19 protein-coding genes are annotated in these 21,534 nt (G+C 39.9%); 8 read left to right on the forward strand and 11 right to left on the reverse strand.

The window, feature by feature from the left end:
- Positions 1–97 precede the first annotated feature (97 nt).
- Complete coding sequence (gene corA / locus L3V41_RS10700) at positions 98–973, reverse strand: magnesium/cobalt transporter CorA (protein ID WP_237127698.1); 876 nt, start codon at positions 971–973, stop codon at positions 98–100.
- Positions 974–1,333: 360 nt separating this feature from the next.
- Here corA and L3V41_RS10705 point away from each other — a divergent pair, with 360 nt between their 5' ends.
- Entirely contained in the window at positions 1,334–1,978 is a 645-nt protein-coding gene (locus L3V41_RS10705) for a tellurite resistance TerB family protein (RefSeq protein WP_062570415.1), read from the forward strand.
- Between the two features lie 296 nt (positions 1,979–2,274).
- On the opposite strand, the gene L3V41_RS10710 is transcribed toward L3V41_RS10705, so the two are convergent.
- Both L3V41_RS10710 and L3V41_RS10715 read right to left on the reverse strand, forming a co-directional pair.
- Complete coding sequence (locus tag L3V41_RS10710; protein ID WP_193988508.1) at positions 2,275–2,508, reverse strand: hypothetical protein; 234 nt, start codon at positions 2,506–2,508, stop codon at positions 2,275–2,277.
- A 94-nt stretch (positions 2,509–2,602) separates the two neighbouring features.
- Positions 2,603–2,851: a hypothetical protein gene (locus tag L3V41_RS10715; protein WP_237127699.1), complete on the reverse strand. Its 249-nt coding sequence runs from the start codon at positions 2,849–2,851 to the stop codon at positions 2,603–2,605.
- A 165-nt stretch (positions 2,852–3,016) separates the two neighbouring features.
- Between L3V41_RS10715 and L3V41_RS10720 the strand changes: the two genes are divergently transcribed.
- The 3 genes from L3V41_RS10720 to L3V41_RS10730 all read left to right on the forward strand — a co-directional run bounded on the left by L3V41_RS10720 (position 3,017) and on the right by L3V41_RS10730 (position 5,533).
- A complete protein-coding gene (locus tag L3V41_RS10720) occupies positions 3,017–3,463 on the forward strand; it encodes a carboxymuconolactone decarboxylase family protein (RefSeq protein WP_062570412.1) in 447 nt (148 codons plus the stop codon).
- Entirely contained in the window at positions 3,456–4,220 is a 765-nt protein-coding gene (locus tag L3V41_RS10725) for a helix-turn-helix domain-containing protein (RefSeq protein WP_062570411.1), read from the forward strand. Before L3V41_RS10720 ends, L3V41_RS10725 begins: the two co-directional genes overlap by 8 nt.
- Positions 4,221–4,384: 164 nt before the next feature.
- Complete coding sequence (locus tag L3V41_RS10730) at positions 4,385–5,533, forward strand: hypothetical protein (RefSeq protein WP_237114986.1); 1,149 nt, start codon at positions 4,385–4,387, stop codon at positions 5,531–5,533.
- A 53-nt stretch (positions 5,534–5,586) separates the two neighbouring features.
- Here L3V41_RS10730 and L3V41_RS10735 read toward each other — a convergent pair whose 3' ends face one another.
- From L3V41_RS10735 to L3V41_RS10755, 5 genes are all read right to left on the reverse strand, one after another.
- Positions 5,587–7,173, reverse strand: coding sequence for an RICIN domain-containing protein (locus tag L3V41_RS10735; protein ID WP_193988503.1), 1,587 nt, complete (start codon positions 7,171–7,173; stop codon positions 5,587–5,589).
- Positions 7,174–7,351: 178 nt separating this feature from the next.
- Positions 7,352–8,353: a family 43 glycosylhydrolase gene (locus L3V41_RS10740; RefSeq protein WP_062570408.1), complete on the reverse strand. Its 1,002-nt coding sequence runs from the start codon at positions 8,351–8,353 to the stop codon at positions 7,352–7,354.
- A 139-nt stretch (positions 8,354–8,492) separates the two neighbouring features.
- Positions 8,493–9,470 carry a DNA topoisomerase IB gene (locus L3V41_RS10745; RefSeq protein ID WP_193988501.1) on the reverse strand — a complete coding sequence of 326 codons (978 nt, stop codon included), beginning with the start codon at positions 9,468–9,470 and terminating at the stop codon, positions 8,493–8,495.
- A 68-nt stretch (positions 9,471–9,538) separates the two neighbouring features.
- A complete protein-coding gene (locus L3V41_RS10750) occupies positions 9,539–11,605 on the reverse strand; it encodes a catalase (protein WP_062570406.1) in 2,067 nt (688 codons plus the stop codon).
- Between the two features lie 214 nt (positions 11,606–11,819).
- Positions 11,820–12,809 carry a kelch repeat-containing protein gene (locus L3V41_RS10755; protein ID WP_193988499.1) on the reverse strand — a complete coding sequence of 330 codons (990 nt, stop codon included), beginning with the start codon at positions 12,807–12,809 and terminating at the stop codon, positions 11,820–11,822.
- A gap of 171 nt (positions 12,810–12,980) precedes the next feature.
- On the opposite strand from L3V41_RS10755, the gene zigA reads away from it, so the two are divergent.
- The 3 genes from zigA (at position 12,981) to L3V41_RS10770 (ending at position 16,798) form a co-directional block, all read left to right on the forward strand.
- A complete protein-coding gene (gene zigA / locus L3V41_RS10760) occupies positions 12,981–14,177 on the forward strand; it encodes a zinc metallochaperone GTPase ZigA (protein WP_193988498.1) in 1,197 nt (398 codons plus the stop codon).
- Positions 14,178–14,846 carry a DUF1826 domain-containing protein gene (locus L3V41_RS10765; RefSeq protein ID WP_062570403.1) on the forward strand — a complete coding sequence of 223 codons (669 nt, stop codon included), beginning with the start codon at positions 14,178–14,180 and terminating at the stop codon, positions 14,844–14,846. It abuts the gene before it with no gap.
- A 251-nt stretch (positions 14,847–15,097) separates the two neighbouring features.
- Positions 15,098–16,798 (forward strand): immunoglobulin-like domain-containing protein, encoded by a 1,701-nt coding sequence (locus L3V41_RS10770; protein WP_237127700.1) that lies wholly within the window; start codon positions 15,098–15,100, stop codon positions 16,796–16,798.
- Between the two features lie 52 nt (positions 16,799–16,850).
- Here the strand turns inward: L3V41_RS10770 and L3V41_RS10775 are convergent, their stop codons facing one another.
- Entirely contained in the window at positions 16,851–17,570 is a 720-nt protein-coding gene (locus L3V41_RS10775) for a hypothetical protein (RefSeq protein WP_237127701.1), read from the reverse strand.
- A 210-nt stretch (positions 17,571–17,780) separates the two neighbouring features.
- Between L3V41_RS10775 and L3V41_RS10780 the strand changes: the two genes are divergently transcribed.
- Positions 17,781–18,089, forward strand: a complete 309-nt coding sequence (locus tag L3V41_RS10780; RefSeq protein WP_062570400.1) for a hypothetical protein — start codon at positions 17,781–17,783, stop codon at positions 18,087–18,089.
- A gap of 497 nt (positions 18,090–18,586) precedes the next feature.
- Here L3V41_RS10780 and L3V41_RS10785 read toward each other — a convergent pair whose 3' ends face one another.
- Entirely contained in the window at positions 18,587–19,171 is a 585-nt protein-coding gene (locus tag L3V41_RS10785; protein ID WP_237114978.1) for an acyl carrier protein phosphodiesterase, read from the reverse strand.
- Between the two features lie 122 nt (positions 19,172–19,293).
- On the reverse strand, positions 19,294–21,399 hold the full coding sequence (locus tag L3V41_RS10790; protein ID WP_237127702.1) for a TonB-dependent siderophore receptor: 2,106 nt from the start codon (positions 21,397–21,399) through the stop codon (positions 19,294–19,296).
- Between the last annotated feature and the right edge of the window lie 135 nt (positions 21,400–21,534).

A 21,534-nucleotide genomic window follows, 5' to 3' on the forward strand; every position in this document is an offset into this window, starting at 1 on the left:
GGGCTTTTTTATGCCTTTACAGCCAACCTTTATGTTTAAAAAATAAATAAGGCGCGAAGCCGGACAGTAGCATAATGGCAATAGCAAATGGGTAGCCTCAAGCCCACTCAAGCTCTGGCATGCTATTAAAATTCATACCGTAAATACTTGCAACCACTGTGGGAGGCAAAAAAACCACCGATGCAATCGAGAAAGTTTTAATGATTTGGTTTTGCTCAATATTGATAAAACCCTGAGTTGAATCCATCAAGAAATTAACTTTATCAAACAAAAAAGTACAGTGAGACATTAGGGTATCGATATCAAGTACAATCTCGCGAAGTGACTCACGGTCTTCAGTAGGTGCGCCAAGGTAACGCAGTAAAAACGAAATATTGCGGCGAGTATCCATCAAGCATAAGCGTACTTTACCGTTGTTGTCCTCAAGCCGTGCAATCCGACTTACCGCTTGCTCTAAGTCTGAGCCATCCTCTTCAAGTACATAAGCACTGAGATTTTCTAGCTGATGGTGCATGTCTTCAAGCATATCCGCATGATTTTCGACCTTTTGATCAAATAAAGTTACGAGTAATTGTTTAGGGTTATCACACGCCACCTGCCCTTTACGAGCACGGAGTCTTAATAAACGAAAATCAGCTAATTCATCATCACGAATCGTCAATAAACAATTATCTTGCAGTAAACACGCAACTGTCACCGTATTAAAACGTCCTTCATTTGGCGACATAAACAGAGCATGTACATGAAGCCCTTCATGATCAATAAAGCAACGCGACGACGCTTCAATTTCTTCAACATCATCAGCCGCAGGCAAAGTAATATTTAGGGTACTCGCGAGGGCGCGACGCTCTTCGCCTGTTGGGTTAATCGTGTCAATCCAATGAGCATTTTTAATGGATGTGGCTAATGGCGTGTCGGGGGCTGGTTCGATTTGTGTTATTACACCTTGGTCAATTGAAAAAAATCTTAACATATGCGCCACTCTTTTTTACCTAAGTGACAAAATAGTACCAGCAACTATCAAGCTAAATACACCTTTTTAGCAAAATAAATGCATTGCTCTTTCTCCAAAGCTTGATAACCATCAGCAGTACGAATTGCACTTATTCAACTCACCAAAAAACGAGAAGTACTGTTTAACCTTTCTAATACCAACTACAAACCTAGCAGAAGTTTATAAAGGCACAAAACTAACCACAGGCTTACTTTTATTTGAATTGGCTAGATCGGAAAATGCCAACAAAATGCGCTCTATCATGCTTGGTAACATAATACTTATTTAATTTTGTTTCTAAAAACTCTACTCTCAGTAGTAGATGATAAGGAGATAATAATGAAAGACTTGCAAAAACTAGTAGGTAATTTAAATAAATCGGGTGCGCTCAGTGGCTTGCTAGGTGGTGTGGCTGGTAGTGGACTGACAAGCTTAATGGGAAGCAAAAGCAAGAAAACGGGGAAAAAAGTAGTAAAGTATGGTGCGCTTGCTGCCATTGGTGGCCTTGCTTGGAAAGCATATAAGCAATATTCAGAGCAAAAACCAACAACAGCTCAAGCTACTTCTTCTCGCACTTTTGACTTTACTCCAGCAGCAATGCCAGAGCAGTCATTTAATGAAGTCATTGATGATAACCACACCGACGGGCAACTCTTATTAATGCGAGCAATGATCGCTGCCGCCTATGCAGATGGCCATATTGACGACACAGAGAGACAAAAGATTTTTGCACAAGTCGATACCCTAGAACTGAGTGCACAAGAAAAAGCGATGTTATTCGATGAGCTAAGAAAACCCATGCAACTATCAGCGCTTATTAATGCTGTACCTAACGCTCAAATGGGTATTGAAGTGTATGTTGCAAGTGCCAGTGCCATCGACTTAAACCAGAGTATCTCTAAACATTATTTAGAAGCGTTAGCAAATCAGTTATGTATTCCAAATGAACTGGTTGATAACATCCACCAACAACTCTCTCAGTAAGGCTTTGACAATCTACTGTGCTCCTTAGTAACTGGAGCACGCTAAGCAATCCTAAAATAGCCAGGTACTCTCCATCAACTCGAAGTCGGCAGTATTGCTCACACACCAACCGACAACGATGGCACAGCAGTGCATTGGCAATTTGACAACTTTAAAGCGTCAGTTGATTAGCCACACAACAAGCCTAAACTAAGGCGCAGTATTGCGATGAGTATCCACGCAAAGATATAAACAAAACAGCCGCACTTCTAATGAGTGCGGCCATTTTTATAATGTAAAGTCGTTTAGTACTTGTACTAATTCATTCTTACTGTATTTGTACTGTTTCGCTGGATATCACGAATACCTTCTTTACTTTCCTTTTCCATCGCAGCAATTTGCTCAGGAGTACGGCATACACGTGTTGGTATATTACTGCCGGTTGGTTTTTCCCTTTTACAAATTAAGCCATCATTGCTTGCTTGCTCGTCGCTTGAACTTGCACAGCCACTCATTAAAACGGCTAATAAAATAACACTTAAAAATTTCATAGACTTCCCTTTTTTTATATTGATTCAGTGTTTATTAAGAACATACTATTATATTGCAGCCCTAAAATAAAATTTTTTAGGTACAAAATATTACTTAATGCGGTTTTTTAGTGCCGTATCTCACCATATCTTTACCATTTTCATAAACGTCACTACTTACATAACGCCCCAATAAAAGCTGATGATTATCATCCAGCACAGCGACAAATGGACGACCATCACTGTTATTTGTAGCAAGCGCAACACCCGCAACATTTTCTAGCCCCAAGCCACCATGTTCAACAAGGCGTAAAAACGTTTCTAATTCGTCTAAAGTTTCGATTACATCGTTATCGTTAATCATCTTAAATACTCAGTGATTGCTAATCGGCCTAGCATAACAGGATTGAAATTTTGGTGCGAACTAGGTAAACCGAATTTCCCCATATAAACGTCGTTTTTTTGCAATCCTCGACTTTGCAATCGGCCTAAAGTGAATACTCATTTAATTTTAAAAGGCTAATTTACGATGAAACGTGGTGACTATTACAACCTTCAACCTGCATTAATCAAACACCTTGTTGAGCAAGAGCAATTAATTAAAAAAGCGGTTGAAACAAGTTTTGGTCTAACAATATGGGAGCTGATCAAACTAAGAGCATCACAAATAAATCAATGTGCTTTTTGCATTGCAATGCATACCAAACAAGCAAGAGAATACGGTGAAACGACCAACCGTATTATTGGTTTAAGTGCATGGCAAGACATGCCAATTTATACAAAACAAGAATGTCTGGCTTTAAAATTATGTGAAAAGTTGACACTTGCCCAACCTATTGATGATACTTTCTATCAATCTCTTAGTGATACATTTTCTGAACAGGGGTTAGTTGCACTGACGATTGCTATTAACGCAATCAACAGCTGGAATCGCATTGTGAAAATGTTTAAACCTGACGTTGAGTTTAATGAGTAACCATTTAACTTTAGAACTAAAAACACCTAAGGGTGACATCGCTAATTATATTCAAGCTATCTGGTATGCGACGGCGCATTCACACGGTGAGCAATGGCTTGCTTGCGATGGTGCGACTGGGGTTATTTTTCCTCTTGCAGGGGCGCTTTTACTTGATGATAAAGCGCTTTCTCCACCTTATGCATTTCAAGAAACATCTACTCACGCAGCAAAGATCACATTTTCAGAAAATGCACAATTTTGTGGTATTCGCTTTAACCCAACTGTTTTAGCTGAGTTCAAACACCACAACCACCCACTTATTTGTGAGCAATCATTAATGGCTATTGCCAAAGGCCTTCAAAAAAACGCCAATCTGCAGGCTTTTGAGGCGCTCATAAGCACGCATTACAACTACCAACCTAGTATTGGTCACACATATGCAAAGCAATTAATTAGTAAACTGATTGAGTTAACGCCACTGCAAACCGCTTATCAACTGGCTCCATTAAGTAAGAGGCAGCTTGAACGGCAAATAAAAAGCCAGTGTGGCGTTACACCTAAGTATTTTGAACGAATTTACCGCGTAAAAATGGCCAAACAAACAATAAAAGATAACCCGACGATGGGCTTTGCAGATATTGCTCAACAGTGTGGCTTTACTGACCAGCCGCATTTCATTAAAGAATTCAAAGCGATAATGCATATTACACCAGCAAGATACCGGAAACTATTGAATAACACGCATACTAAAAAAACCAAACTCATTATGCGTTGAAATCGGTATATTAAATTCATCAAATAAAAGTTCTATATCGATTATCAAACTCACTTAAATAGCATGAACTTACTTGCCAACGGGCGATTTTATTTGCGATCAGCTTTTATCCATAGGATAGTTAACAAAAGCCTAAAAACTTGCTGTTACACAATAGGATAATCATGAAAAAAGTTTTACTTGCCACCAGCTTAATCGCTTTCTCATTTACGGCATTTGCAGCCAATTTAACCGTTGAAGAACTGCGTATTGAAAAAGCGACAAAGGCAATGCCAAAGGTCTTAAACGCTTACAGTGATGACATAAGTCATTTTAAAAATGCTTGGCAAGCAACCACAAGCTACCAGCAAGCAAGTGATCTTATTGATGACTACTCAAAACAATTATGGCGTGATGCAAAAGCACGGATCAAAAAAACCAACAGCTACGACGACCGTGAACTTTATTGGGCACGCTTACTTTCAAGTAAAGTTATTCGTACCAGCAAGCCCCAGTTTGCAATCACTGACAGCGAGCAAGCTGCGCTGTTAACCATGCTAGAAAATGGTAGCCGTGGTCGTACCGACCTTGATTTCAGTAAAAAAACCGACAAACGTATATTAATTACCGGCTTTGATCCTTTTTTACTTGATAGAAATATCAACCAAAGTAATCCATCTGGCGTGGCCGCATTATTACTCGACGGGCAAGTAATTAGCTATCAGGGTATTACTGCGGAGATCAACACAGTGATGGTGCCTGTGCGCTATGAAGACTTTGATCAAGGTATTATTGAATCATTACTTGCACCGTATTATGCACTAAACAACGTAGATATGATTGCTACCATCAGTATGGGTAGTAAAGACTTTGACTTAGAACGCTTCCCTGGTAAACGTCGCAGCGTAACGGCACCCGATAACGCCAATATTGTTTATGGTGGAACAGAAACTAACCCAAAAATATCAAGCTTGCACAACCGTCCCTTACCAGGTAATGAGTTTGTGACGTTTAGCCTACCCGTAGAGCAAATGCAAAAAGCGAAAGGCCCCTTCCCAATTAACGATAATCACAAGGTCGTTACACTTGAAAAGGCTTTTGAGCCAACATCACTCAAAGAACTTGAAGGTGCCATCGCAGTAAAAGGTGGTGGCGGTGGTTACTTATCAAACGAAATTTCGTACCGTAGTATTCGCCTGCGTGATGAGCTTAATTCAGATATTCCAACAGGGCATATTCATACCCCTCGTATTGCGCAATTTGAGCCAGAGACAGAAGCAAAAATCGTTAAACAAATCAAAGCTATGCTCGAACACAGCCTTGTAGCACTCTAGTTAACTAGCTCAGCGAGTGTTTAATGCATTCGCTGAGCAATAAAACCTACAGCCTATTGCGGGCCCGTTCCTCCATCTACTTGGCTCCCCAAAGTATTTGCACTCTCTAATCTATACGGGTAAAGCTGCACATCACTAAACACTGTTGCACCATTATCACGGTATTGATCTGTCGCTGAGCGCCCTGTGTAAATGTTTCCTGATGCACTGAAGTAACCCGAGCCTTGATTCCAATGTGGCTTTGCTGAGTTTTCAAAATAGTTATTCTCGACTAATACTTCTGCACCATCACTGGCACTAATTGCAAAATAAGTAATGTTTTTCCAGTAATTATTAAACATATGAACCCGTGAGTTGTAACCATCTATTTTTGGATTACGCCCTGCTGCAGTATCCCAAAAGTTATGATGTGCTGTTACTTGCGAGTTTTTGAATAAATGCGTGTACCAATGCTGATTAGCGCAAACTTGGGTGTTATAACCATAGAAACGATTCCAACTGAGGGTCACATTCTGACTATTATCAATATCGATATAACCGTCACTTATCTTATTAAAGGCCATATGATCGACCCAAATATGGCTACTATCATCAATTGAAATGCCATCGCCCGCTTCGACGAGTGCAGGGTTAATATTTTCCAGCATGACATTTTTAATAATAATATTACGTTGCTTGCTAATAACTAAGCTAGCACCAACAATTTTTGAGTTTTTACCTAAGCCTAGTAACGTTTTGTTGGACTTTACAATAATACGGCGCTCATTACGTGTTACATTAACTGGTGAATTGGAAGAGCTGCCCAGCTCACTACAGCTTTGATTCCCTACAGGCACTCGGTACCATGTTTTACCGTAATCATTCCATTGGCCACAATCTAAAGGACATGCTTGCACCGTTCTATTGTTAGTGAGACAGTTAATCGTCGTATTATCAGGTATGTGGATCACTTTAGCAGAAGGCGAGCTTAAAGCGTCACTTAAAGCACTGCAGCTTGTAACCCTAACAGGTGTTGCATTACCGCCACCGATTGTTGTCGTTAGGCCATCTTGACCTGGTTGTGCAGCAAAACCAACTAAATCACTTGGTGTTGGCTGAGTGCCTCCGTCACTACCACACGTTGTATCGACAGGGTTTATAAACCACCTTTGAGAGCTTATACCTGCGTCATCATTTTGATACACATTAGCCGCATTGTTTGAGCCTGCAACAGTCAATGATTTATTGGTTAACTTATTCGTTATATTAAAACCACCTGATGACGATGCTTTAAGTTGCCAACGTTGATTGGCTCCTTGCCAATCATCATAAACGATAATATTAGCACCATTTGACTGCGATGAATCAAGTACATCTAACACCTTATTATTGTACTTAGATCGGATAATCCAATATCCATCGCTTTCTTTAATAAACTGAAACTTTTGATTATTTCCTCCCCAATAGTCATAAGTTATGACATTAGGCGCTGCACTTGTATCACTTGTATTAATATCTAACGCTAAGCCAGACCCACGGTTAATAACAGAATACAACTGACCTGATTCAGGCATTGCAGTGCAATTTTCCGCTTGTACTGGTAAACAGCTCAGAAATAGACTAGCCAAGCCAATTTGTTTAATGACGTTTATTGTTTTCAAAACTATCCCTCTCAAATTTGTAATATAAAAATACTTAAGAGGTAAAGTCTAAACCATTCGTTCCCAAAATAAAGTGTTTTGTTTATTTTATGTAAATAAATTTAACTTTAAGAAAACAAAACAGGATACAGAAATAAAAAAGCCACCTAGAGGTGGCCTGAATTGAAGCTAACATTAATTAATACAATTCGAATAATGGTCGGCCATTTTCGTCATATTTTACTTCCATTATGCGGGCATGTCGGTTTGGATCGTAAAGCGGATCTTTTACAATTTCCTCAAGTGGACGTGTATCCGTTTTTGGCACCACACTTGGCTCACCGACGGCATGCTCATAGTCACGGGCATGGTAAATACATAATGGTGTTTCGCCATCTTCAGCAACGGTAAAACAGTTATGACCAGGGCCGAAAATTTTCTTTTCAACACTTGTTTCAAGCACTGGCATGCGTGTTTTAGTCCACGAATTTCGATCAAGTAAATCGCTGTTTTCATCTGCTTCCATATAGCCCATGCAGTAACATGCACCTGTTGCGCTGGCAGAAAAAGCGATAAAGATTTTGCCGTTATTTTTAAGTACCGCAGGGCCTTCGTTTACCCAAAAGTCCACACGCTCCCAATCGTAATCAGGCGTAGTTAGCATAAATTGTGCTGTTTTTAACTTAATTGGTGATTCCATCTCAGCTAAATACAGGTTTGATGCAGCAAATTGGCCGCCGGTTTTCTCTGCCCAACAGAAATAACGTTTGCCATTGTTCTCAAAAATCGTCGCATCCAGTGAGAAGTCTGTGAACGACTTTTCATCACCCTCAGCCGCTTGCATCATACCCAGCTCAACCCATTCATCATTTAATGGATCTTGGCCTTTACATTCCAATACATACGGGCGTAATGCCCATATATCGTCTTCTTGGCTGGCTGCAAAGTAGATGTACCATTTACCATCCAGATAATGAATTTCAGGTGCCCAAATATGGCGACTCATTGGGCCATTGTCATGCTTAAACCAAATATCAAAGGTCTCAGCGTCTTTTAAGCCTTCTAATGTCGCAGATTTACGCAGTTCAATGCGATCATACGTTGGTACAGAACCTGTAAAATAATAAAAACCATCGCTGTGCTTATGCACAAACGGGTCGGCCCGCTGTTCGACTAACGGGCTGTTTGTTTGTAATGTCATGTTTAAACCTGATCGTAAATTTAATTTGTATTATTTTATTACTTATAGCTAAGAACACAAATATAACATCATTTTTATCAGACAGTGAGCATAAATGTAAATCGAGTGGTTGATCTAATCGTCATCAATTAGACAGCTGTTACTGTGCTAAAAAAAGTAGTAAGCCACGTTCATATCGGCTCAAGTATTTTGTTTTACGCGGTAACTTAAGTTGTTGTCTTGTACGTACCTGTGTGGCTTCACTTTCTTTACATAAATCAATCAGCGCAGGATGAACATAAGAATTACGGGCTATCGTTGGTGTGTTACCCAAATGGCTCGATACCGTTTCTAGCATATCGCACAAAGGGAGCTTTTTCTTAGCATTATAAAAAGCTTCGAATGCTAAAACACTGGCGCGCCATGTTCTAAAGTGTTTAGCACTAAACTCCTCTCCCATCACTTGCTGAATAAACTGATTAACCTCACGGGAGGTCACGGGAATACATTCCCCACCTTCTTTATATTGAAATAGATTTTGCCCTGGTAAATCTTGCAACTCTTTAATAATGCTGCTTAAAACACGATCTGTAAGATTAACCTCTCTCACTTTGCCAGATTTAGCTTTATATTCTAAGCGAATATTTTTACCCGTTAATTTGGCATGGCGATTACGTAACGTTGTTGCACCAAAACTGTTATTTTTTTTCGCGTTTCGTTTAGAGCCTACACGTAATGAACCTAAGTCCATTAACCGGACAACCGCAGCTAATGTTCGTTGATAATCCAGCTCATGACCTTGTAAGTATTCAGATAATTTAGCTCGCAATAAAGGAAGTTTGGTGCCAAAAAGCTCACAGGCCTCGAACTTTTTTAGCTCCTGCTGCTCTCTAAAATCTGGATGATAAAGATATTGTTTTCTGCCTTTTGTATCATACCCTGTTGCTAAAATATGCCCATTTTCTTCAGGACAAAGCCAAACATCTTTGTATGCAGGGGGGAATGCCAGCGCATTTAAACGCTTAATTTCTTTTTTTGCTGTAATTCGTTTGCCAGCGGGGTCGTAGTAAAGCCAGCATTTTGAATGTCGTTTTCGAGTAATTCCTGGCAAATTATCATCAACATAAATCAGTTTCATTACATTTCCTCACTACCTTAAGTAATACAGCCTTTCGAGGCGAGCTAAGCCCGCCTTGAGGTGTGCTTCTATCGTTTCCAATAGCGAAGATTTTTTAATCTATTCAAAAACTCATCTACCTGACAGGTGCCTAAATCAATGACGCCATCATCTTGGTTTTCAGCAAGCCCAACCGCTTTTAGCAGCTCAACTGAATCCTTGCTATAACCAATAAATTTGTTATGCGAAAACGCATCTGAAACAAAGTCTTTTGCCTCAGGAATATGACTCAGTTTTTCGGCCCCTTCTTTTGTTGTCAGTAGCGCCACCGCATCATATAAAACCGAAGGGCCACCATTAATAACTTGATCGGCACTTAGATGCTCACCAGTCGAGCTTTTCGCGCCACCCACTTGAGCAGCAATAACTTCAAAATTTGCACCTTGCTCTTTAAGCGCACAACGCAATGAATCAAATAGCTGAGCATCAAAGCCATCACTCACAAGAATACCCAGCTTACGGCCTTTGAATGTATTTAGCGCACTCTTTTGAATGCTCAGGGCATCAGACACTGGAAGGTCTTGGCGTGTTTCGAGTGCAGCTTCGGCAGGTTCTGGCATTGTTTGTAAGCCCAAACCAGAGGCCACTAATTTAGCTAATTCGCTATCAATATTAAGTAAATGAGACACGACACGCTCCCTTATCGCTAAATGCTCAACTTTTGAAAGCTCAAAAACCAGCGCATCTTGAATATGTGATTGTTCTACTTGAGTTTGGCTTAAATAAAACTGCCTTGCTTGACTGTAATGGTCGCTAAAGGTTTCTGAGCGGTATCTCAGCTTGCCACCTTGTGTGTCTTCGTCTGTACTTTTGAAACCATGTGCAGGGCATGCGCGAGGGTTGTTTTCATCACCTTGCCACGAGTTGGGTTCGTAATTTACTCGCCCTTTAGGATTATGCATCGCCATATGACCATCTTGATGAAAGTGGTGCATTGGGCATTTAGGTGCATTAACAGGAATATGAGTAAAGTTTGGCCCGCCTAACCGTTTAGTTTGCGTATCCAAGTAGGAAAAGTTACGACCTTGCAATAGTGGATCAGGGGTAAAATCAATGCCTGGCACTATGTTTTGAGTACAAAAAGCAACTTGCTCTGTCTCTGCAAAAAAGTTATCGACAACTCTATCGAGCACCATGCGGCCAATAATTTTTACTGGCACCTGTTCTTCAGGTATAAGTTTTGTAGCATCAAAAACATCAAATTCAAACTCATCTGCAAAAGCTTGGTCAAATACTTGTACACCGAGCTCCCATTCTGGAAAGTCGCCATTTTGAATTGATTCCCACATATCGCGACGATGAAAATCAGGATCTGCACCATTAAGTTTTAATGCTTCATTCCACACCACAGACTGCATTCCTGCTTTTGGCTTCCAGTGAAATTTAACGTACTTCTGCTCACCCTTTGCATTAACAAACTTAAATGTATGCACACCAAAGCCTTCCATAAAACGTAATGACCGTGGAATGGCTCTGTCTGACATTGCCCACATAACCATGTGCATAGACTCAGGCGATAAACTAATAAAATCCCAAAAGTTATCATGCGCCGTTTGTGCTTGCGGAAAACCACGATCAGGCTCGGCTTTGGCGCTGTGGATCAAATCTGGAAATTTCATTGCGTCTTGAATAAAAAAAACAGGGATATTATTGCCGACTAAATCCCAATTACCTTCTTTGGTATAAAATTTTACTGCAAATCCACGCACATCTCGTGCTAAATCGGGTGAACCTTTGCTACCTGCCACAGTCGAAAAACGTGTGAAAACAGGTGTTTTTTCTCCCTTGCGCTGAAAAATATCCGCGCACGTAAGATCCTCAAGTGTATCGTATGTTTCAAAGTAACCATGTGCACCATAGCCTCTTGCGTGCACAACTCGCTCTGGAATACGTTCATGATCAAAATGAAACATCTTTTCACGAAAGACGTGATCTTCCATTAATGTTGGGCCGCGCTTGCCTGCTGTTAAGGAGTTTTGATTATCACTAACAGGACAACCTTGTGCTGTTGTCATGGTAGGATGTTGATTGTTCGCAGTTTGGTGAAGCTCGCCACCATGCCCTTTTTGACCTGAATATTTAAATGACTCTGCCATGAGTTTCCCTTTCTTATTTACTGGTTTATATAACATCACGTGGGTACACGTGAAAAACTAGTGAGCAAAAAAGAGACCAATAAAAAATAGCCTTACAAACAATAAGTTAATAAAAAGCGTTACAACATAAAGTAAATAGGTTACATAACGTTTGTAATCTTTTCTGATTTGGTTTTAATGTGTTAAAACCAAATCAGAATCTTACATTTTTGTATTAGCGCTTATTTAATAGCTCATGCGCAGATGTTAGTTCATTAGTTGTTTGTGATAATCCGACAGCCTTTGCGCCGCCTATTAGCCAAATTTGATTATTTAAAGTAACAGCACCCAATCCATGGCGAGGGGCTAACCACGTGGTCACTTTATGCCATTGCTTTTTAAGTACATCATATTTAAAGATTTCACTATCAACAGCTTGATTATGCTCCCCTCCAAAAATGTAGATCATGTTGTCGATTGCTGCCGCAGCGTGCCCTGCCCTACCTTTTGGCAGGGCCGGATGAGTTAGCCACTGATCTTGCTCTGGCACGTATTCAAGTACATCTTTTAAAGGTTCACCACCAACGGTTCTGCCGCCAAGCACAAACCAGCGGCCATTCACCTGCACACTTGCCGCACTATTACGTGCAAAGGGTAACGGTGCTGCTTTAGCAAACTCATAGTTATTTGGGTTGAACACAAGGTGTTCTGCTTTATCTAAACTATGTTGCCACTGCCCATTTTGTTCATTACTTGGACTGCGGCCACCCACTAAATGCACCTTTCCATTAAGCACTGCACCTACTGTTTCACTTAACGCAAAAGGTAAACGCGCCACCTTTTGCCATGCTTTGGCGCCCTTACCTAGCATTAATACATCACGGCTATTGGTCCACTGACCTTGGGTATTAACAAAACCACCAAAGGCAAATAATTTGTTTTCTACTGCAATTAAATAGGTGTGGTGGCGTCCTTCAGGCAAGCTTGGAGCTGATTGCCAAGTTGCATAATCAGGTGACCAAAAGTGCACTTTTTCCGTCATTTTACCCGTTGATGCTGGCAGCTCAGTAGAGATACCGCCAGCAACCCAAATTTGCTTATTCATTACTGTGGGGTAAATTTCTTGTATAGCCTCAGGAAGCTCAGGTGCGAACTCCTCACTTGCCGATAAAGTGTAAGGCAAACAAGTAATAAAAAGCGGTAAAAACAGTTTGGTTAAGCGCATACAAATCCTTATTAAGCAGTCGATTATAAAGCTTAAGTGAGCTGTACCTATAAGTACACTGCCAAATAGTCTAACGAGATCAGGTATAGCTATTTCTAAATGACACAAAGTTGATATATTATAACAAAACATTTAGTGTTATTTTATTTAATCTACTTAAGGGTCACTAACATGAGCAAACTCCCCGTCACCGTGCTCTCTGGTTTTTTGGGTGCAGGTAAAACCACCGTACTCAGCCATATTTTGAATAACCGTCAAGACAAAAAAGTAGCTGTCATCGTCAATGATATGAGCGAAATAAACATCGATGCGGCGACAGTTAAAAACGATGTGTCACTTAATCGCGGCGAAGAAAAACTGGTTGAAATGAGTAATGGCTGCATCTGTTGCACTCTGCGTGAAGACCTACTCATAGAAGTACGCGCTTTAGCAGAGACGGGGCAATTTGATTATCTGGTTATCGAGTCAACCGGTATTTCAGAACCCCTTCCGGTCGCCGAAACATTTACCTTTGCCGATGAAGACGGCGTATCACTTTCAGATGTTGCTAGGCTTGATACCATGGTCACAGTAGTTGATGCTGTAAACTTTCTAAAAGACTTTAACGAAGCCAAGTTTTTGCAAGAAACCGGTGAACACTTAGGTGACGAAGATGAGCGCAGCGTTGCCGACTTACTGATCGATCAAGTTGAATTTGCTGATGTGATTTTAATTAGTAAAACCGATTTAATTAACGCAGATGAGCTTGAAAGTTTAAAAGCCATTTTAAGCTCATTAAATACCTCCGCAGAGCTTATTGCCATTGAAAATGGTCAAATTGATATCAATAAAATTTTAGGCACAGGCTTGTTTAACTTTGAAAAAGCGCAACAAGCACCAGGCTGGTTAAAAGAGCTGCGCGGTGAGCATATCCCAGAAACCGAAGAATACGGTATTAGTAGCTTTACCTATGAGGCTAGGCGTCCTTTTCACCCCGAGAAATTTTATAACTTTATCCATAATAATCAACGCGAAGGCAAACTACTCCGCTCAAAAGGCTATTTCTGGCTAGCCTCTCGACCACAGTTTGCTTGTCAATGGAACCAAGCTGGCGGTATTGCACGTTATGGTTTTGGCGGGATATTTTGGAAGGCCTTACCAAAAGATCAGTGGCCAACCGATAACGATTACTTAAATTCAATTAACCAAGTTTGGCAAGAACCCTTTGGCGATATGCGTCAAGAGCTGGTTTTTATTGGTCAAAACCTCAATCAAGCAGAAATCACACGCGCACTCGACAACTGCTTACTTAGCGATGATGAACTGCTAGCAGGAAAAGAGCTTTGGCAAACACTACCCGATCCATTTCCAATTTGGGAGGAAGCATAAATGACAGCCCACGCATTTGAACATGATACTGATAACCTACCAGCAGAGGCAGCAATAGCATTAAGCCCAGTGGTATTTTCACAAATCTATAAACCCGAGCATAACATCGCAATTTGGCAGCGTAGCTTATCAGAGCAGCTGCAAACTGAAGTAACCGAGACTGTTGCAGCCTTTGCAGATCTCAGTATTAACGCTGTGATCAATCAAAACGCGATTGCGGCAGACATTGATAAAGCACTCGAAAAACGACCTCAAGCAAAAGCGCTTAAAGCCGATCTTGCTCAGCTTGTTGATATGTTTTGCTATTTATTTGAGCTTAAGCGTGTGGGTTTAAGACTAAAAGTACTTGAGCGGGCTATGTGCCCACGCTTTCATGTTGATCGTGTTCCTTGTCGATTAGTGAGCACCTATAGCGGTAGTGGCTCTGAATGGCTACAGAATAGCGGACTCGACCGCAATAAACTGGGTGCAGGAAACCAAGGTTTAAGTGATCAGGAATCTGGTTTAATTGCCCCACACACTAAAGTGCAGTCATTAACTGTCGGTGATGTTGCCTTATTAAAAGGAGAAACATGGCAAGGCAATGAAGGTTTAGGCCTTGTACATCGCTCACCACAGGTTGCAACTGGGGAAAAGCGCTTACTACTCACATTAGATTTTATTGCCTAATTAAACCTCAAACTAAACACAATAATGCGCCTGTATTTATATGGGCGCCAAAAATAGTGACTTTAACTCCAAACATAAAAAATTAATTAAACGCTTTTCAAGCCACTTACCATTCACATTAAATTCACATAAACACATATAACTTAACGCCGAACTTCGTACCTAATAATGGTTCAAAGTTCAGTTTAATCAACTAAACGCACGTATGCTTTTAGTAGGAAAGTAACTTTTTATGAAAGGAATTAAACAACATGATTAGAATAACCCAAAACCTGTTTACAATGACTGCAATAAGCGTATCTGTACTCTCAATACTTCCAGCAAATGCAAATGATGGTAACCTAATGGTCAATCAACAAAGTGGCGTTATTGTAGGCTACTGGCATAATTGGTGTGATGGTGCAGGCTATAAAGGCGGGAAGGCACCTTGTGTTAGTTTAAAACAAGTTAATAGCCAATATAACGTGGTTAATGTCTCATTTATGAAAGTATTTGATGTAGCAGAAGGCCGCATTCCCACTTTTCGCTTAGATCCAAACATAGGTTTATCAGAACAAGCGTTTATCAACGAAATTAGTGAACTAAACCGCCAAGGGCGTAGCGTATTACTCGCTTTAGGGGGTGCCGATGCCCATATAGAGTTACAACAGGGCGATGAACACGCTTTTGCCGACGAAATAATTCGCCTTACCGATAAATTTGGCTTTGACGGACTCGATATTGATCTTGAACAAGCAGCCGTGACAGCAGCTGATAATCAAACCGTGATACCTGCCGCACTTCGTTTGGTAAAAGATCATTACAAAGCGCAAGGTAAAAACTTTTTAATTACCATGGCTCCAGAATTTCCTTACCTTAGACAAGGTGGTAAGTACATTCCTTATATTACCGCACTTGCAGGGTATTATGATTGGATAAACCCGCAGTTTTATAATCAGGGTGGTGACGGTGTTTTTGTTGATGGTGTAGGTTGGGTTGCCCAAACAAATGAATCTCTAAAGCAGGAGTTCATCTACTATATGGCTGACTCTTTAGCAAATGGTACTCGCGGCTTTCATAAAATCCCGAATGATAAACTCGTGTTTGGTATTCCTGCCAATATGGATGCAGCTGCATCTGGGTTTATTCAAAATCCTGAAACGCTTTACAGTGCCTTTAATCAATTAACTCAGCAAGGACAGCCTCTTAAAGGCGTGATGACTTGGTCTATCAATTGGGACATGGGGACGAATGCCGCAGGTGCAATGTATAACAACACGTTTATAAAAAACTATGGTCCCTTTATTCATGGTCAAATTATTGAACCTCCAAAAAATGCACCTGTACTAAGTGGTATAACTGACGCAAGAGTTCGCCAAGGAGCCTCATTTGACGAGCTAGCAAATGTAAGCGCCATCGATAAAGAAGACAATAACCTCACCAGTAGTATTGTCGTCACGGGCCGTGTCGATACATCAACTCTCGGACAATATATTCTCGTTTATACTGTTAAAGACTCTGCTGGTAACGAAAGTAAAGAAAGCCGCAAAGTCGAGGTGTTTAGTGATAAGCCTTTATTCAGCGGGGTTAATAACGTGAAGCTTGCCCTAGGTAGTACTTTTGAACCAATGGCAGGTGTCACAGCAAATGACACTGAGGACGGTGATTTAACAGCTAACGTCTCGGTTTCAGGTCGTGTTGATAACTCAAGAGTTGGTCAATACACCCTAACCTATTCAGTATCTGACAGTGCTTCACAAACCTCAACAGTGGTTAGAACTATTACAATTTCAGGCAGCACACTATGTGCAAGCCAATGGGATAAAGACACAGTCTACCTAGCAAACCAACTAGTAAACTATGAAGGAAATATTTATAGAGCCGGTTGGTGGACTAAAGGTGAACAACCGACTAGCTCAGACCAATGGGGCGTTTGGAAACTTGCTAATGATGCTTGCCAATTAACAAACTAATACGATTATTAAAGCTCACAGAACGTCTGTAATGTGAGCTTTAACATACACCCTATTTCAAATTAAAAAAAAGCATACTAAGTGAACTCGCAATTGCCGAAAGAGCAAACATGCGAAGCAGTAAAATTGAAACATTGCCTGCCCCACCGGCTAGAGTCCCTCTAAAACTCAGCGGGTAATCATGGAATACCATTAAGTATAAAACGTTAAATAGCCCTACCCGCATCCCGTCAATTTCAAGCGTATCGCCATTTTTTAAGTGGATTTCACAAACATGCAAACTTGGTAGCCTCCTATGTGCTTCACCAAACTTCCGCCTGTACTTAAGATCCATTGTATAATTAAATATCACCTCTGCAATGTCGTCTCTAGCAATTGTAACTGTACGATTTGTGTGCTTTTTAAACGTCAATTTATCAATTTTAAGCTCATTCTTACTTATGCTCATTGCCCATTTAAAGCCAAAGCCATACTTTTTGTAAGTCATGATACGTTTTGTGATAAACACAGCTAAAAAACTGCCAAGACAAATCAAAAAAGCCAACCAAGGGAGCACTGCATCTTTTAAATAAAAGGCCGAAAGAGAAATAGCGAATACCATAAATGCAAACAGAACTTCTGCCTTGCCAGATAAAACCGCAAGGCCTGGTAATGTCTCTAACTCAGTTATTGAATCCTCGGTTAATGACGACTTCCCTTTAAAAGCGGCGTATCGAAACCAGTTCTTGTCATTTAAATCTAATTCAAGTGAATGCTTGGCCATCGACCCCATAAAAATTCCTTTTTATATTAAAATTTGTAATAAGTAACTTATTGCTATTTAAAGATTTTATACCTGAACCAGCACCATGAGTAAATATAAAACGAACCTCGCTCAAAACTAAAATGCCATCAAATAAAAAATCTATGGTAAATTGCACGCAATCATTAGAAGTGGCTACTTTTAATGATTTAAATTTTGTTGATGAATACAAGGCACCCAATGAAAACACTCTCGAAAGTACAACAAAAGCAACAGGCACTGGTTCTTAACGTTGCCGACGCCCTTGAAGAGCAAGGCCGCGCTGAGCTCGAAGGTATGCTGCAATGCTGGTTTGATGTTGAATATCACTTATTCCCAGGCTCTTTACTTTTGTGCTTTCAGTTTGAAAACCAGCAAACATTAGATGCAGCAAACCCTGAGCTGTTGAAATGGCAGAAACGCTTGAGTGCAGCAATGCTGAAAAAAGGCGTGATTCTAAAAGACATGCGCAGGCACTTAGTGTTTACCTTAAAAGGCCCTGATGATTAACTTTGTCTATCGACAAGTAGCGGTTTTAATACCATAAATGGTATAACTTGAGCCTAAAATTAAAAAGGTGTGAACTTAAGTAAAGTTCACACCTTTAAATAAACGATTTAACCACACCAGTTGATAAAATTTTATTTTTAATACGTCATTTCATTTATCAACAGTGTTAAACCCTTTTTATTACAACATCAGCTAGTTAAAACTAGCTTAGAAATAAAATTCCTTGTTAAATATATTACAAAAAAACAATACTAAATAAGACTTAAGGCTTCAACTGTATTAATTTGAATCGCACATAAAATATATAGAATCAAATAATTATCAAACACAAAACCGAACGAAAGAATAAAATAAGTAAAAAAAATAAACTTAACTAAAAATATACTATAAATAGTACAAAGAAAAACACAGCGCATTAATTATTCTATTTTTATAAATAAACTACCAATACTTGCTTAGTTAAACAGTAAAGACATAACACTGTTTAGTACAACCTATCATCTTTCAAGATTGTGTATCTTCACGTGCTCAACTAGCTCTGGAAAAAATGCTAAAAAAACGGCATCTAACTCATGGTAGTGACGGGTAATATCCTCAGCAGCCCCTGAAAAGTTATTACTAAAACGAATACGCCTTGCGATATTATCAAGCGCAAGCCCTACTCCAGCCACTGTTTCATATTCTTTGAACCAGTCATTATTGGTCATACTCGTGACAACTTGTTGCATACGTGAGGGCATCAAGGCTTGGCGTGTATTTAACAGCCCATAACTTTGGTGTTTAAAATCTGCTAATGGCTGGTCGTTAAAACGATGCCAATGCTGAATTAAAAAGTGATCAAATACCACATCAATTGCAACACTGGCAAAACGCTTACGCTGTGGAGAAAAGAAGTGTTTAGCTTCTTTTACTAAAGGATGTGCATCGGTAAATCGGTCTACTAAATAGTGATTCTCAAGCGCATTTTTGACTGTAACAGGCAAGCCGTTTACATGCCTACGCCCGCCAAAATCCCCTAGCAAATTACCAAAATGTGAATCAGCTGTCGGTTTTGCACAATAAAGGTGAGCTAAGTAGTTCAACACATACTCTAAATTAAGTCGTTTTATAGATTGTAATAGAAATTGGCTGTTAATGAAAAACAGAGCAAAGCGTACTTTAGGAGGAAAGGTGTCCCCTTTCCTCTATTACTGGATTAAGATTGTCAGAAGCTATATTTTAAGCTCAACTTATAATTAACCGGCTCACCTGGTTGTGTCCAAATTGCAGAATAAGAATTAGCGTAGTAAGTTTTATTTAGTAAGTTATTTACATTAAACTGTATAGTGACATCATTATTAACAGCGTAATTTGCAAACAAGTTTACCAAGGTGTAAGAAGGTAAGTAATAGTCTAGATCTATCGTTTCGCCCAAACGCTCACCAACATACTGCACCGCAACGCCAACTGTTGCATCGGAGTCCACTAAGCCGTTTAAGTCTCTTTTGATTTGAGCATTAGCGCTATGTTTAGGGATATTCAACAAAGGACTGCCTTGGGGTAACTTGACCCACCAATCAGTATTAACTGTATCATTGGCTGTTTTTGCATCTGTATAAGTATAGGCAAAATCAAAAGATGTACTGTCTGAGATGTAACCATGTAAATCAAGCTCGACCCCTTCACTGCTTACCTCTCCAAGCGCCGTTGATATACCTGCTTGCAAATCAGTAGTCAGCATATTAGTCTTTTTTGCACTAAATACTGTGACGCTACCATTGACACTATTTGAACTGAATTTAACACCCACTTCGAAAGAGCTTGTTTCTTCAGGTTCAAATGCATCACCATTTTTATCGTAGCCGCTATTTGGTCTAAAGCCTTCAGAGTAACTAGTATAATATTGAATCTCATCAGAGTATGCGTACACAATACCCACACGAGGACTGAACGTAGTTTGGTCGCTCTTTAAGCTTTGTTTGTTCATGTGATTATCTATTTGTTGATCAAACCAATCAAATCGACCACCTACCTGCACTTTCCATTGTTCAGTCAGATCAATTTGATCTTGAATGTAAACCCCATAACTATGCTGAACCTCCGAACTGTCAAATAACAGAGCTCCCTCTGGGGCTGTTTTTCCATACTCAGGTTCGTACATATTGATTGCATATCGAGTGTCATCAATCGTTGGACGGTATCGGTGCCAACGTTTATCAAAATCAAATTTACTGGCATCAGCACCTATTAGTAAATGATGAGTGAAACCCACAGTATCAATGCTACCACTGAGCTCTAGTCGAGTAGAGAAGTACTTGGTTCGAAAGTCACGTTGGTTATGTTGTCTGCTTAATGTTACACCATCCATAAAATAGATTTGCCTAGCAGGTGCTAGTTCGGCATCGCTCGACTCACTAATAAACTTCGAATCACTATAACTAAAACCATTTAAAAGTGACCACTGCCCAAGTTGATGCTCAAATGTAAGCTGATGAGAAATCGTATCAACTTCTGTCGGCTTATCGTTTGGCTCACCTAAAAATGATTCAATAGGTAATGCATCAATATCACCATCAATTGCAACAATACCGCGGTCAAAGGTTGTGCTTTGATCAACATATTCAAGTTCATAATTTAACTTCGTGTGTTCTGAAATAAGCCAAAGAATTGAAGGGGTTACAACTGTTTTTTGAGCTTCATGATAATCTCTAAAACTTTCACTATCTTCCACCGCCCCATTAACTCTAAAAGCAATCTGCTCTGAAAGTGCATTGGTGTAATCTCCCTCAGCACGGTAGTTTTGCCAGCTCCCCGCAGTTACTTTTACATAGCCTTGCTCTTCAAACTGTGGTTTTTTCGTCATGATGTTAATCGTTCCACCAGGTTCTGAGCGCCCATAAAGTGCAGAACCTGGCCCCTTCATAACTTCAACATAATCAATATTGCTTGCATCGCGGATACCACTAAAGCTTCTGCCCGATGAATAGCCATTAATTAAAAAGCCCGATGGAATATTCTCATCACCCACTAAGCCACGAATCGCGAAACTCTCCCATAGACCACCAAAATCATTTTGCTCTGTGATACTTGGCGTTAGATCAAAAATGTCGTTTAGCTCAGTTACACCAGCATATTCAAGACTATTGGCTGAAATAAATTCAATACTTTGAGGCTGCTGATTCATAGGTACATCACCGCGAAAAGCCTGTCTTACTCCAGATACAGATATCTTCTCTATATCTGATGATGTTACAGCGACTACCGGTGGTGAAAAAAGTGCACTAATAGCAAGCGAAAGAACTGACACGTTAAATAGGTTTGATTTATTCATTTTAACTCTTAAGTAAAACTTAATCGATTAAGTTTTCACTCACATAACTCCCCTCTACTGGCAAGGTGAAAACTCAATCGTTAACAAAAATTATTATCATTTTTAATATTATAAATAAATAGAAATAAAAGAGCT

This window comes from Pseudoalteromonas sp. L21 (assembly GCF_021728035.1).
Classification (GTDB): Bacteria; Pseudomonadota; Gammaproteobacteria; order Enterobacterales; family Alteromonadaceae; genus Pseudoalteromonas; species Pseudoalteromonas arabiensis.

What these genes read in the sequence shown, in the direction of transcription:
- corA (WP_237127698.1), bottom strand. Translation starts at nt 973, where the DNA reads ATGTTAAGATTTTTTTCAATTGACCAAGGTGTAATAACACAAATCGAA.
- L3V41_RS10705 (WP_062570415.1), top strand. Translation starts at nt 1,334, where the DNA reads ATGAAAGACTTGCAAAAACTAGTAGGTAATTTAAATAAATCGGGTGCG.
- L3V41_RS10710 (WP_193988508.1), bottom strand. Translation starts at nt 2,508, where the DNA reads ATGAAATTTTTAAGTGTTATTTTATTAGCCGTTTTAATGAGTGGCTGT.
- L3V41_RS10715 (WP_237127699.1), bottom strand. Translation starts at nt 2,851, where the DNA reads ATGATTAACGATAACGATGTAATCGAAACTTTAGACGAATTAGAAACG.
- L3V41_RS10720 (WP_062570412.1), top strand. Translation starts at nt 3,017, where the DNA reads ATGAAACGTGGTGACTATTACAACCTTCAACCTGCATTAATCAAACAC.
- L3V41_RS10725 (WP_062570411.1), top strand. Translation starts at nt 3,456, where the DNA reads ATGAGTAACCATTTAACTTTAGAACTAAAAACACCTAAGGGTGACATC.
- L3V41_RS10730 (WP_237114986.1), top strand. Translation starts at nt 4,385, where the DNA reads ATGAAAAAAGTTTTACTTGCCACCAGCTTAATCGCTTTCTCATTTACG.
- L3V41_RS10740 (WP_062570408.1), bottom strand. Translation starts at nt 8,353, where the DNA reads ATGACATTACAAACAAACAGCCCGTTAGTCGAACAGCGGGCCGACCCG.
- L3V41_RS10745 (WP_193988501.1), bottom strand. Translation starts at nt 9,470, where the DNA reads ATGAAACTGATTTATGTTGATGATAATTTGCCAGGAATTACTCGAAAA.
- L3V41_RS10750 (WP_062570406.1), bottom strand. Translation starts at nt 11,605, where the DNA reads ATGGCAGAGTCATTTAAATATTCAGGTCAAAAAGGGCATGGTGGCGAG.
- L3V41_RS10755 (WP_193988499.1), bottom strand. Translation starts at nt 12,809, where the DNA reads ATGCGCTTAACCAAACTGTTTTTACCGCTTTTTATTACTTGTTTGCCT.
- zigA (WP_193988498.1), top strand. Translation starts at nt 12,981, where the DNA reads ATGAGCAAACTCCCCGTCACCGTGCTCTCTGGTTTTTTGGGTGCAGGT.
- L3V41_RS10765 (WP_062570403.1), top strand. Translation starts at nt 14,178, where the DNA reads ATGACAGCCCACGCATTTGAACATGATACTGATAACCTACCAGCAGAG.
- L3V41_RS10770 (WP_237127700.1), top strand. Translation starts at nt 15,098, where the DNA reads ATGATTAGAATAACCCAAAACCTGTTTACAATGACTGCAATAAGCGTA.
- L3V41_RS10775 (WP_237127701.1), bottom strand. Translation starts at nt 17,570, where the DNA reads ATGGGGTCGATGGCCAAGCATTCACTTGAATTAGATTTAAATGACAAG.
- L3V41_RS10780 (WP_062570400.1), top strand. Translation starts at nt 17,781, where the DNA reads ATGAAAACACTCTCGAAAGTACAACAAAAGCAACAGGCACTGGTTCTT.
- L3V41_RS10790 (WP_237127702.1), bottom strand. Translation starts at nt 21,399, where the DNA reads ATGAATAAATCAAACCTATTTAACGTGTCAGTTCTTTCGCTTGCTATT.